General features: G+C 30.9%; 13 protein-coding genes. 4 read left to right on the top strand and 9 right to left on the bottom strand.

Going from position 1 to position 12,052, the window contains the following annotated elements:
* Positions 1-3: 3 nt before the first annotated feature.
* From ACN0WB_RS01220 to ACN0WB_RS01255, 8 genes are all read right to left on the bottom strand, one after another.
* Positions 4-753 carry a LytR/AlgR family response regulator transcription factor gene (locus ACN0WB_RS01220; protein ID WP_417428025.1) on the bottom strand — a complete coding sequence of 250 codons (750 nt, stop codon included), beginning with the start codon at positions 751-753 and terminating at the stop codon, positions 4-6.
* 80 nt (positions 754-833) lie between these two features.
* Complete coding sequence (locus ACN0WB_RS01225) at positions 834-1,394, bottom strand: methyltransferase family protein (RefSeq protein WP_417428027.1); 561 nt, start codon at positions 1,392-1,394, stop codon at positions 834-836.
* A 2-nt stretch (positions 1,395-1,396) separates the two neighbouring features.
* Complete coding sequence (locus ACN0WB_RS01230) at positions 1,397-1,696, bottom strand: 2TM domain-containing protein (protein WP_417428029.1); 300 nt, start codon at positions 1,694-1,696, stop codon at positions 1,397-1,399.
* Positions 1,683-1,982, bottom strand: a complete 300-nt coding sequence (locus ACN0WB_RS01235; protein WP_417428031.1) for a 2TM domain-containing protein — start codon at positions 1,980-1,982, stop codon at positions 1,683-1,685. The genes ACN0WB_RS01230 and ACN0WB_RS01235 overlap by 14 nt, the downstream gene beginning before the upstream one ends.
* Position 1,983: 1 nt before the next feature.
* Positions 1,984-3,315, bottom strand: coding sequence for a 2TM domain-containing protein (locus ACN0WB_RS01240; protein ID WP_417428033.1), 1,332 nt, complete (start codon positions 3,313-3,315; stop codon positions 1,984-1,986).
* A gap of 32 nt (positions 3,316-3,347) precedes the next feature.
* Positions 3,348-3,638, bottom strand: coding sequence for a 2TM domain-containing protein (locus ACN0WB_RS01245; protein WP_417428035.1), 291 nt, complete (start codon positions 3,636-3,638; stop codon positions 3,348-3,350).
* 249 nt (positions 3,639-3,887) lie between these two features.
* Positions 3,888-4,544, bottom strand: a complete 657-nt coding sequence (locus ACN0WB_RS01250) for a hypothetical protein (RefSeq protein ID WP_417428037.1) — start codon at positions 4,542-4,544, stop codon at positions 3,888-3,890.
* Between the two features lie 136 nt (positions 4,545-4,680).
* On the bottom strand, positions 4,681-6,888 hold the full coding sequence (locus ACN0WB_RS01255; protein ID WP_417428039.1) for a TonB-dependent receptor: 2,208 nt from the start codon (positions 6,886-6,888) through the stop codon (positions 4,681-4,683).
* Positions 6,889-7,020: 132 nt separating this feature from the next.
* Between ACN0WB_RS01255 and ACN0WB_RS01260 the strand changes: the two genes are divergently transcribed.
* A complete protein-coding gene (locus tag ACN0WB_RS01260; protein WP_417428041.1) occupies positions 7,021-7,530 on the top strand; it encodes a superoxide dismutase family protein in 510 nt (169 codons plus the stop codon).
* A gap of 68 nt (positions 7,531-7,598) precedes the next feature.
* Here ACN0WB_RS01260 and ACN0WB_RS01265 read toward each other — a convergent pair whose 3' ends face one another.
* Positions 7,599-9,719, bottom strand: coding sequence for a carboxy terminal-processing peptidase (locus tag ACN0WB_RS01265; protein WP_417428043.1), 2,121 nt, complete (start codon positions 9,717-9,719; stop codon positions 7,599-7,601).
* A gap of 137 nt (positions 9,720-9,856) precedes the next feature.
* On the opposite strand from ACN0WB_RS01265, the gene surE reads away from it, so the two are divergent.
* Genes surE through ACN0WB_RS01280 form a run of 3 tightly spaced genes read left to right on the top strand, consistent with a single transcriptional unit; the run spans position 9,857 to position 12,051 of the window.
* Positions 9,857-10,624, top strand: coding sequence for a 5'/3'-nucleotidase SurE (gene surE, locus ACN0WB_RS01270; protein ID WP_417428044.1), 768 nt, complete (start codon positions 9,857-9,859; stop codon positions 10,622-10,624).
* A 24-nt stretch (positions 10,625-10,648) separates the two neighbouring features.
* Positions 10,649-10,978, top strand: coding sequence for a DMT family transporter (locus ACN0WB_RS01275; RefSeq protein WP_417428046.1), 330 nt, complete (start codon positions 10,649-10,651; stop codon positions 10,976-10,978).
* Positions 10,979-11,013: 35 nt separating this feature from the next.
* Entirely contained in the window at positions 11,014-12,051 is a 1,038-nt protein-coding gene (locus ACN0WB_RS01280; protein WP_417428048.1) for a GMP reductase, read from the top strand.
* Position 12,052: the final 1 nt, after the last annotated feature.

Here is a 12,052-nt window from a genome sequence, read left to right on the forward strand (position 1 = left end):
AAATTACTTCACCAACCAATCTTTAAAATCCTTTACACGATCACGACTCACCGTAATTTCCAATTCTGGTTGAAATTCTAGATCGACTTTGTAAAAAGGTGAAGTATGAATGTTTTTAATGAAATTTAAATTAATAATTATTTGCCGATTCACGCGGAAAAAGTTTTTAGAATCTAATGAATTTTCCAGTTCTTCTAAAGTAAAATCTGTCGGATAAACGCGGTCTTTTGTTTGTAAATAGACTATTTTATTTTCACTGTAAAAGCAACTTACCTCATCAGTTGAAATAATTTTTAAATTGTAGCCAATTTTTACTAAAATTCTGGAAAGTTTTGGTTCTTCTTTTTTAATTAGATTATTATAATTCAATTCATTAGAAGATAATTCATTTGGTATAAAACTTTTGAATTTATCAATGGATTTTTCCAAATCTTCTTGTAAAATTGGTTTTAAAAGATAATCGATTGAGTTTAGTTTAAAAGCTTTTAATGTGTATTGATCATAAGCTGTGGTAAAAATTATAAAACTTTTCACAGGAAATTTTTCAAATATTTCAAAAGACATTCCGTCACCCAACATAATATCTGAAAAAATTAAATCTGGAGAAGAATTATTTTTAAACCAATCCATACTTTCTTCTACGGATGACAAACTTGCAACCAATTCTAAATCAGGTAACAAGCTTAACATTCGCTCTAATTTCCGAGCGGCTGGTTTTTCATCTTCTATGATTACGGTTTTAATTTTTTGCATTATTTTAATTAATTTAAAAACTTTGTCAAAATACAATCACTCTTCGGAAAACTTTGACAAAGTGGAAATATCGGCACTATTTAATAGATAAAAGGAATTAGTCGTTTCGTACGTTTCATGTAATCTTCATATTCTTTCCCGAATTGATCTTTTAAAACTTTTTCTTCAATATTCATTCTATAAAAAAACATTAAAAAGACAGGAAAAATAAGAATTATTGCAGAAATCCAATTGTTTAAAATCAACGCTAAACCAACAAAAGTTAGCAGTGAAAAAGTGTAAGATGGATGTCTGATGTATTTATAAAATCCGTCAGTAATTAGTTTATGATCTTTTACAATAGTAACATCTACGGTAAAATATTTGCCCAAATTATAAACCACAACCAATCTAAAAATCACACCCAACATTAAAAAAGCCAAACCAATGATTTGAAAAACCGGATTGCTATAAAACGGAAAACTATTTGCTTTAGAAATGAATATTCCGAAAAATATGCTGAAACCGATCACAATCCAAAGGTAAGACAGCGACTTTTTGTCTTTTCCTTTTTCATCGTTTTTCCCAGAACGCATTTTTAAGAGTAGAAAAATTTCAGAAAGCGCCCAAATAAGCATTATAATGTTTGTTGCTGTTTCCATTTTTATTTGTATTTATCCATTAATTCACGGGTTTTACGTTCTTCCCAATCATTTCCGAGAATAAAATTTGGTAAGAAAACACTTAATCCATGAACTGCAAGTCCAATTCCCCAGAAGAATAAAGTTAGGAAATTATGAAATTGAAAATAACTTTCGCCTGGTTTTAAATCTTGATAATTATAATAGGCGATAAACAGATTAACGCAAACATAAACAATCAAATGCGTGTAAAAACCCTTAATTCTCTTTACTCTTTTCTTGGCTTCAAGATATTTTATTTCGTCTGAATTATAGTTTTCCATGGCCGTTTTGATTTAGTTCTTTATCCATCATTTTACGTTCCCAGTCTTGATTGAGGAAAAATAATTTTACACCTTTTACCACTAAAATAATTCCCCAGATCCAGAAAATCCCACCAAACCTATGAAACTCTAAAAAAGTAAGTTCGCCTGTTCTGAAAAATCTTTCCACATTGTAGACTGAAAATACAAGAATGAAAATGGCGACACCTACATAGAACCTTTTCATACTGTGAACTCTTTCTTTTGCGATAGAATAATCTATTTCTTTTTGTGATAAATTTTCCATTTTAATAATTATTACGGTTTTCTTTATTTAATATTTTTTGAATTTGTCGCTCTTCCCAATCTTTGCTAATCCCAAAAACCTGCAAAGCATGAGAAGCCAAACCAATTCCCCAACCGAGCATCGGCCACCAAAACCATTGGTAATCTGGTGCGGTATAAAGATTTACAAAAATTAAAAATGGAATTACCAAGCAATAGGAAATTAAATTTCCATAAAAGCCTTTCAATTCTTTGACGCGTTTTGCGGCTCTTTCATAAGCCGAATTTTCTGAATAATTTGTTGTGTTCATATTCGTTGTTTTTTCTATTAATATTGGAATTTTTACTTTAAAATAAGCTTCAGATTTTTCTATAAAAACATTTCTTTTTGTAAGTAATGCGTAACGCTGAACAATATTTGAAAGCCCAATTCCAGAAGATTCTTTGATGTTTTCTCTAAATTGTAAATTATTTTCTATCATTAAAAATCCGTCTTCAGAACTGATTTTTATTTGCAAAGGTTTTGATGAAGTGGCAAAGTTATGTTTGATGCAATTCTCTAATAAAAGCTGTAAAGAAAGAGGCACTACAAAATCTTTTTTATCATTTTCATTCACATTAAATTCAAAAGTGACGCTGTCTTCAAAACGGGTTTTCAAAAGTTCACAATACGTTTTTGCAAAATCTAATTCTTCTTCTACAGAAACCAATTCTTTATCCTTTTGTTCCAAAATATAGCGGTAAATTTTCGACATTGAAGCCGTGAATTTTTGCGCATATTCTGGGTTTTCATCAATTAATGCACTTAAAACATTAAGTGAATTAAATAAAAAATGTGGGTCTAATTGGTTTTTTAAAGTTTCAAATTGCGCATTGGCGGATTTTGCAATTAATTTCTGCTCTACAACTTCTTTTTTAGAGGATTTTTTCCATTCTTCCATAAAGCCTTTTGCGTGCATTATCGCAGAAATTAAAAGTGCAATATTGATCATTAACCAATTAAATTGCCCCATTGAACCTGTAAAAAAATTAGTTACAGTATTCTTTTGAATGATAATTAAATTTAAATAATTACATATAAAAACTAGAAATACATTCACAAAAATCGTTGAAATAATTCCTAAAATAATTCTAGTTCTAGTATTTTCTATCCAAGAATATTTTGAATTGAGATAGCTATTCGTATAGGAATTTCCCATGATGAAAACAAAAGAATACATAAAAGAAATTACAAAACTAAGAATCAGGTTTGTAAAACTTTTGTCTGGCGTAAAAAATGCAAAAAAGAAAACCCCTGTTCCGAAGGAAATCCAGAGCATTAATATTAATTTTCTTCTCAAATCTTTTAAATCCATTTTGTAAATTTAAATAATAAAATAACTTAAAATTATTTATTTAAAATTTTCTGAATTTCTCTTTGTTCCCAGTTTTTACCAAAAAGAAAATCTCTTCCAAAAACTGAAAATCCGTGTGCGAAAAGTCCGATTCCCCAAAAAACAGCCGTCATATAAGGATCCGATAAGTTTAAACTTAATGGATTATCAATATAGCAACTTGCGATTATGAATAGATTTACAAAAAAATAAACGGTTGCGTGTTTGTAAAACCCTTTGATGTGTTTCACTCGGTTTTTTGCTTGTTCTAATTTTTCCTTTTGTGTAAAAATGTAAGTTTCCATTTCGATGTTTTTTGTTGATTTAATACTGTAAAGATAAACTCAGATTCAGGCGATTACAATTATTTTCCACTGAACGGTTATTTTCGTTTACTGAATGGTTTTAAATAAAATAGTGTTTGTCTTTCCGAACGAATTTTGACGGCGCTTTACTTTGTTGAGATTCTTTCGGAATGAGAAAATAATGCTAAACCATAATTAATCGGAATAAAAAAACTCCGCCGAAGCAGAGTTTCATTAATGATTCTAAAATTATTTCCCCTCTTGAGAAAGGAAATAATCTGCTTCTTCTTTTCCCCAAGTTGGACTTAAAGCGGAAGGTGATTTGTAGGTTGCAAATTGTGCTTTTGCTTTTTTAAATAATTCCAATCCTTTTTCTTTACTTCCACCAAATTGTTCTGGTGTGTAATAAGTGTCTTCTGCTTTTATTAAAGTAATTCTTGGATTTTCTGGATCCAATTTTTCTGCATCTGAAAGTAATCCTGCTGAAATTGAACCTTCTGTCATAAAACGAGATTGCGGATCAACCATCATTTTTAAACTATGCGCCATTTTTTCAAGAAGCAAAATTTCTGCATTGTTTGGCGAAATAGCTTTTGCTAAATCAATGTGTTTTAAGGCACTATCTGCCAAAACATCAAGCTCGGAAACTTTTCCTTCTCGCATTAAAATTCTTCCCTTTTGAATGTCTGAAAAAGCCGCGTAATATTGTGGCAACCATTCTTTACTTTCCTTTAAGGCAATTCTAGCAAAATCATTAGAAAGTGCCGTTAATTCATCTGCATTTTGGCTGTGCTGAACTTTCGAAACTTTGTCCGTCATTGCTTTTTCATAAGCGCTTTGAGCAAAAGCATTAATTCCTGTGAAAGTTAATGCAAGACTTAAAACTAAATTTTTAACTGTTTTCATAATACTTTTTTTGATTTGTTAATAATGATGTAAAGATACTTTTGATTTTTTCTGATTTAAATTAATTTCTACCGAACGGTTGATTTTTATTTCTGACTTGTAAAATTGCTTTCTTGAACTTGCTAAATGCGAATTCCTACAAATTATTATTAATTGCATCATTCGTTTTATCAACACCAAAACTGATGAAAGCACCGACGAAAACGAAAGTATTTACTGGTGGAACAACAGCTGAACTTCTCATTCCATTGCTGGAAAAGTTGTATCCGTAAACATTTTTTTGACCCAGAATATTAGAAACACTTAAAACCAAAACAGTAAAGAATTTAGAATCTTTTTTACCCAAATTTGGAAGATAATTTAAACTGAAATTAAGACCGCTGTAATCTTTTAATTTTCCTTCGTGGCGAATAATATTTTGTCCATTATTATCAATAATGTCGTAATAAGGACGGCCAGAAGAATAAGTATAAGACAAATTAAATCCTGTTTTCCAGTTTGTTACAAATTTTTTGGCAACCACATTTAAAGTATGTTTTGCAGCAAAACTTGGCATTAAACTTACTGGATAATTTTGAAAATCTCGTTTAGAATCGAGATAAGAATAAGTAATCCAATAATCTATATCTGGAATTGATTTTCTATCGCGCCAAAAAAATTCTAAGCCTTTTGCGTAACCATTTCCATTATTATTTATTGCGGTTTGAAAACTTTGACCTCCAGAAGTTTTTATGAGTTGATCGTATTTTTTATAAAAAGCTTCAAAACGTAAATTTCTACCATCTGAATTTCTTTGAACCTGAAAAATATAATGTTCTGCTTTTTGAAAGGTTAGCGGCGCAGAAGAATTCAAATATTTACTTTCGGGATTTTGATAAAAAATTCCATACGCCAAAGAAGTGGTGTATTCTTTTGTCAATCTATAAGCTAAAGCAACTCTTGGTGCAAAATTCCAATGTTTTAAATAAGAAGAATTTTCTGCGCGAATGCCAATCTTCGCAGAAAAATTATTAGAAAATCCTAAATCTGTTTCTAAAAATCCGGCAGAAATTAAATCTGAATATCTCTTGTGAAAATTATCATATTGAAAATCTTCATTCGCATTATTAAATTCAAAACCTCCTCTTAACGCAGAAATTCTATTTATTTTTCTTTCTACGACTACTTTCGCATTTAAATAATTTCCTAAAGTATTTGTAGAAAAACTACTTTGCGGAACATTATTTAACAAAGAAGAAAATTGAATATCAGATTTATTATAAGCGTAAGAAGTTCCTAAATTTAATAAATATTTCCCGAATTTTTGTTTAAATGAAAGATTTTGATAGATATTATTTCCCGTTAAAGCCACTTTATTTTTATCAATATTTGGTTCTAAACTTTCTGAGAAAACACCCAATTTATTCGTGTCAAAATTGGCGTAATATTTTACAAATCCGCCACTTTTAGTTTTGATTCTAAAATTGGCATCACCGTTTATACTTTCTGGTGCTTTTTCAAAATCGGTATTAAAATTTAAAATCTTTTGAACAAATTTTAAATTAGAATAACCCAAACTTGCACCATAAGAATAGGTTTTTGAACTGCTTAATTTCTGATAACTTCCGCTTAAAAAAATTGGCGAAATCGCGACATCGAAAGAAGTCGTTTCCGGTAAATCCACGCTTTCTAAAACTAAAACTCCCGACAAAGCTTGTCCGTAAAGTGCGGAATAACCGCCGCTGGAAAAGATATTTCCTTTAAAAAGTGAAGTATTAAAACGGTCTCTTCCTGCAATTCCCGGGACAGAATTAGTAAAATAATTATTAATTAAACTTCCGTCCATAAAAATTTTAGTTTCTGCGCCAGTTCCACCCCGCACGAATAAACCTTCAGATTCCCCTACTTTTTGAACGCCCGGAAGATAATTTAACGCAGAAGAAATTTGTCCATTTGCACCGGCTGTTGTGTAAATATCAATCGGCGTTAATAAAGCTGTGGCGCGTTTTTTATCGCTTGCTTCAATGCTTCCCGCAGAAATGACGACTGCATCAATTTCATTAACTTGCTCTTTTAAATCTATATTAACGGAAATATTTTCAGAGTTTAAAACAATTGGTTTTTCTACTTCTTCGAATTTAGAATTGGTAAAAACCAATATTTGATTTCCTTTTTCGGATGTTTCAAAACTATAATTTCCGTCTTTATCTGAAGTTGCGCCGTCATAAGTGTCTTTTAATGTGACAGATATATTTGGAATGCCTTTGTTTTTGTAGGTGATTTTTCCGCTAATTTTTATTTGTGCCGCAATTGGCAAAAGCATTAATAAAAAGAAAATAAGAAGAAGTTTTGAAAAAGTTTTCATGGTTTTAATTTTGAGCAAAGATAATTTCACTGTATCTTTAAATGCTAATTTTTTTAACTGAACTGTTGATTTCTGAATCTCAATCGTTTTGGTCTGATTTTTTCTGAAGTTAAAAACATTAAAAAATATATTATGAAAAATTTAAAATTTCTATTATTTGCTGCGAGTGGCGCTTTAGTTACATCTTGCGGAACAATGAAAACAATGACGGATACTATTAATTCCAAAAGCGGAACAAGCACGCAGGGAACGGCGAAATTTAGCCAAGAAGGAAAAACAGTAACAATGGATTTGAATGTTTATAAATTAACGCCGGGAACTCACGCAGTTCATATTCATGAATTTGGAGATTGCTCTTCAACCGACGCAAAATCTGCAGGTGGACATTGGAATCCTTCAAAAGACGAACACGGAAAATGGGATTCTGAACATTTTCACATGGGAGATATTGGAAATTTAGTTGCGGATAAAAATGGAACGGCGCGATTAATTTTTAAAACTGATAAATGGTGTCTCGGATGTTCTGATGAATCTAAAAATATTGTAGGAAAAGCGATTGTAATTCATTCAGGAAAAGATGACTTTCATACGCAACCAACTGGTGATGCAGGTGGAAGAGTGGGTTGTGTGGAGATTAAATAATTTTTAATTTTTAAAATAATAAAAAGAGCAGTAAAAATTTACTGCTCTTTTCTTTGTCTTAATTTTCATTATTTCATTTCAGAAACTATATTTACAGCTTCATCTAAATAGAAATCTTTGCTTAGGTTTTTTGTCCAAGCTTTTGTTTTTTTAGCAAAAACAGTGTCACTTTTTTCTCTTAAAACTTCATCTGGGTTGATAATAAAATTTAATTTATTATTATATTTTTCTAAAGGTTTAAACTGTTTTATTTCTTCTTTTCTTTTTGCCATAAGTGCCATAAACTTAGTTTCGTTTAAGGTAATGCTCTTTTCTTTATCTAAATTGTCTTTCCATTCTGCAGATTTTTGAAGCAATTGATAATTAACATTATTCTCAATTCTGGCTTTACTTTCTTTCTCTAAAGCTGTAATATTAAAAATATTCATTTTTTGAAAATTAGTAGCTGCAATTTTGTCCCACGGTAAAGCGTAATCCCCAAAACGTTCTCCAATTTCAGAGTTTGTAAAAAAATCTTTTAAAGAAATATCAGAATTTACGCCTTTTATTTGTGTAGATTCTCCCGTAATTCTATAGAATTTTTGAATGGTTAATTTTAAAGAACCAAAATCATCATTGGTATTTAAAAAACGATTTAAATCTACAAAGGTTTGAACCGTTCCTTTTCCGTACGATTGTGGCGAACCAACAATTACAGCTCTTCCATAATCTTGCATTGCGCCGGTTAAAATTTCTGAAGCTGAAGCAGATAATTCATTTTGCATAATTACCAGTGGTCCCGTCCAAATTGGAGAAGAAGATTTGTCTCTTAAAGTTTGAATTTTTCCGTCTCCATTTCTTACTTGTACATAAGCTCCTCCATCCATAAAAAGTCCCATAATATCTCCAACTTCAGTTAAAGATCCACCTCCATTGTTTCTTAAATCTAAAATAATTCCATCAACTTTTTGGGCTTTTAACTTTATGAGTTCCGCTTTAATATCATCGGAAGCATTTCTACCTTTTGGATCATTAAAATCTGCGTTAAAACCAGGTAAATTTATATAGCCATATTTTTTTCCATTTTTATATTGTATTGAAATACTTCTTGCAAAAGTATCTTCAATCTCAACTTCTTCGCGAATAAGTGTGACATCTTTTATGGATTTATCTTTTTTCTCAACCGTTAAAGTTATAGGCGTTCCTTTTTCTCCTCTAATAAGTTGTACGGCTTCTTCCACAAGCATTCCTACAACATTTACAGGATCTTCATTTGGTTTAGATTTAACTTTCAAAATTTTATCTCCTTCAGATAATTGTTTAGATTTCCAGGCGGGAGCTCCTGTTACTAAAGTTCCCAAATATAAAAACCCTCTTTTCTCTTGAATAATAGCACCAATTCCAATTATTTTACCACTAAAACTACTATCAAAATCTTCTTTATCTCTTGGTGAAAAATAATTACTGTGTGGATCAAAAACCTGAGTATAAGCATTCATATAAACCGTAAACCAATTCATTTTTTTTCTTTTCTTAAACCTTCTAAAAGTATCCGTTACCAGATCTTTTACTTCATTGGTTGCTCTTATTTTTTTTTCTTGAGGCGTTAGATTTACTAGTTTTATTGTGTCCTTAAGTTTAAATTTTTGCACAGAATCTTTTTTTGCTTTCTGTGTTTCTTCTTTATTATTTAAAGTCGCCATTTCCTGAAGAATATTATATTTAATATATCTTTTCCATTCTTTATATTGTTCTTCTTTAGTCGCAGGATTTACTTTGTCTTTTGGCTCAATAATTAAACTGTCATTTTCATTTAAATCAATTGGTTTTTTAAAAATATCTTGCGTCATACTATCAATTTCATCTACTCTTTGATAAAGCCTATCTGTTGTAGCTTTATAAAAAGTAAGATCCCCACTAATTAAATAATCATCTAATTTAGTTTTGTATTGAGAAAAATCTTTCATATCAGATTCTAAAAAATAACGTTTCGATGGATCTACCATATCAAAAAATTGCTTGTAAACATCTTGTGAATAAGCATCATTAATTGGTTTCGGACTGTAATGAAGATAAGAAAGTGTATTTTTAACGCTAATCATTATAGTTGACATTTTTTGATCATCATCCTTGGGAGAATTAAAACAAAAAGCTAAAGTTGTAAGCGGAATAAAAAGTAAAATTTTATTGAATTTAAAGTTTTTGAACATTTGTAATTATATATATTTAAATAAGTCTTTAATAATGATTTTTTGTTACTCAAAAGAAAATTGAGTTAACAAATTTAATACCTAATTTGCGAAGAAGCCGTAAGTTTTTAATTAATTTTGCAAAAACAATATTTTCTATGCAAAAACCTTTGATTTTAGTAACCAATGATGACGGAATTACAGCTCCAGGAATTAGAAATCTCGTCAACTTTATGAGTGAAATTGGCGACGTAATTGTTGTTGCTCCAAATTCTCCCCAATCTGGAAAAGGACACGCCATAACTATTAATTCTACTCTAACTTACGAAGAAATACAACTCGAAGGTTCGCAAAAAGATTACGCTCTTTCCGGAACTCCAGTAGATTGTGTAAAATTTGCATTAGACAAAATTTTACCAAGGAGACCAGATTTAGTAGTTTCGGGAATTAATCACGGTTCAAATTCTTCAATAAACGTTATTTATTCTGGTACAATGAGTGCTGCAGTTGAAGCTGGAATGGAAGGTTTGCAAGCCATTGGATTTTCTCTTTTAGATTTTTCTTGGGAGGCAGATTTCACGCAAGGAAAAAAATTCATTCAAAAAATCGTCAGAAATATTTTAGAAAATCCATTACCGAAAGGCATTGTTTTAAATGTTAATATTCCTAATCTTAAAGAAAATGAAATAAAAGGAATTAAAGTTTGCCGACAAGCCGACGCAAAATGGGAAGAAAATTTTGATGAAAGAATTAACCCACACGGAAAAAAATATTTTTGGTTAACCGGCTATTTTAATAATATGGATTCCGGCAAAGATGCAGATGAAACTGCTCTTACTGACGGTTTTGTCTCTATTGTTCCCGTAAAATTTGATTTAACGGCGCACGAATATATTGCAGAACTTTCTGAAATTTTAAATGACTGAGATTTTTAAAAACTTTTCTAAATTATGAACTGGATTATTTTAATTATTGCTGGATTATTTGAAGTCGCTTTTGCTTCTTGTTTAGGAAAAGCAAAAGAAAGTTCCGGAAATACAATGTATTTTTGGTACGCAGGATTTGTAATTTCACTAACAATCAGTATGTTGCTTTTATTAAAAGCCACACAAACTTTACCAATCGGAACGGCTTATGCCGTTTGGACGGGAATTGGCGCAGTTGGAACGGTTTTAATGGGAATATTTATTTTTAAAGAACCCGCTCACTTTTGGAGAATATTTTTTTTAATTACACTTATTGGTTCAATTATCGGTTTGAAATCGGTTTCCGCTTCATAATTTTTTATATATTTAATTTTATTTAAAACAAAAAAATGCGCATAGAAAACGATATAAAATTAGGCTTCAAAGATGTAATGATTCGCCCCAAAAGATCCACTTTAAAATCAAGATCTTTGGTCTCTGTAGAAAGAAATTTTAAATTCCTACATTCCCAAAAATCTTGGCAAGGTGTTCCAATTATGGCTGCAAATATGGATACTGTTGGAACTTTTGAAATGGCAAATGCTTTATTTCAACAAAAAATCTTCACAGCAATTCATAAACATTACTCCATAGAAGAATGGACTAATTTTTTACAAAATAAATCGGAAGATTTCTATAATTTTTTTGCATTAAGCACAGGAACTGGCAAAGATGACGGCGAAAAAATAAAAAGTATAATTGAAAGATTTCAGCAAATTGAATTTATTTGTGTGGATGTTGCCAATGGCTACTCCGAACATTTTGTAGATTTTGTAAAAAAAACACGCGCTAATTTTCCTAAAAAAACAATTATTGCAGGAAATGTTGTAACAGGTGAAATGGTGGAAGAACTTTTATTAGCCGGCGCAGATATTATAAAAGTTGGAATTGGACCAGGTTCAGTTTGTACCACAAGAATAAAAACGGGAGTTGGTTATCCGCAACTTTCCGCAATTATAGAATGCGCAGATGCAGCGCACGGACTCGGTGGACATATAATTTCTGATGGCGGTTGTAGAATTCCAGGCGATGTTGCAAAAGCTTTTGGTGGCGGCGCAGATTTCGTAATGCTCGGTGGAATGTTAGCTGGTCACGACGAAAGTGGCGGTGAAATGATTGAAGAAAATGGCAAAAAATTCCGTTCTTTTTACGGCATGAGTTCTAAAACTGCGATGGATAAACATTCTGGAGGTGTTGCAAATTATAGAGCTTCCGAAGGAAAAACTGTAAAAGTAACTTACAAAGGCGCTGTTGCGGACACCATAAAAGATTTGTTAGGAGGAATAAGATCAACTTGTACTTATGTAGGCGCTTCTGCGTTGCGAGAATTGTCTAAGCGAACCACTTTCATTCGTGTGCAAGAGCAAGAAAATCAGGTTTTTAACTAAA

Source organism: Halpernia sp., from assembly GCF_048269545.1.
Lineage (GTDB): Bacteria > Bacteroidota > Bacteroidia > Flavobacteriales > Weeksellaceae > Halpernia.

What these genes read in the sequence shown, in the direction of transcription:
- ACN0WB_RS01245 (WP_417428035.1), bottom strand. Translation starts at nt 3,638, where the DNA reads ATGGAAACTTACATTTTTACACAAAAGGAAAAATTAGAACAAGCAAAA.
- ACN0WB_RS01230 (WP_417428029.1), bottom strand. Translation starts at nt 1,696, where the DNA reads ATGGAAAACTATAATTCAGACGAAATAAAATATCTTGAAGCCAAGAAA.
- ACN0WB_RS01250 (WP_417428037.1), bottom strand. Translation starts at nt 4,544, where the DNA reads ATGAAAACAGTTAAAAATTTAGTTTTAAGTCTTGCATTAACTTTCACA.
- ACN0WB_RS01275 (WP_417428046.1), top strand. Translation starts at nt 10,649, where the DNA reads ATGAACTGGATTATTTTAATTATTGCTGGATTATTTGAAGTCGCTTTT.
- ACN0WB_RS01220 (WP_417428025.1), bottom strand. Translation starts at nt 753, where the DNA reads ATGCAAAAAATTAAAACCGTAATCATAGAAGATGAAAAACCAGCCGCT.
- ACN0WB_RS01255 (WP_417428039.1), bottom strand. Translation starts at nt 6,888, where the DNA reads ATGAAAACTTTTTCAAAACTTCTTCTTATTTTCTTTTTATTAATGCTT.
- surE (WP_417428044.1), top strand. Translation starts at nt 9,857, where the DNA reads ATGCAAAAACCTTTGATTTTAGTAACCAATGATGACGGAATTACAGCT.
- ACN0WB_RS01240 (WP_417428033.1), bottom strand. Translation starts at nt 3,315, where the DNA reads ATGGATTTAAAAGATTTGAGAAGAAAATTAATATTAATGCTCTGGATT.
- ACN0WB_RS01235 (WP_417428031.1), bottom strand. Translation starts at nt 1,982, where the DNA reads ATGGAAAATTTATCACAAAAAGAAATAGATTATTCTATCGCAAAAGAA.
- ACN0WB_RS01280 (WP_417428048.1), top strand. Translation starts at nt 11,014, where the DNA reads ATGCGCATAGAAAACGATATAAAATTAGGCTTCAAAGATGTAATGATT.
- ACN0WB_RS01225 (WP_417428027.1), bottom strand. Translation starts at nt 1,394, where the DNA reads ATGGAAACAGCAACAAACATTATAATGCTTATTTGGGCGCTTTCTGAA.
- ACN0WB_RS01260 (WP_417428041.1), top strand. Translation starts at nt 7,021, where the DNA reads ATGAAAAATTTAAAATTTCTATTATTTGCTGCGAGTGGCGCTTTAGTT.
- ACN0WB_RS01265 (WP_417428043.1), bottom strand. Translation starts at nt 9,719, where the DNA reads ATGTTCAAAAACTTTAAATTCAATAAAATTTTACTTTTTATTCCGCTT.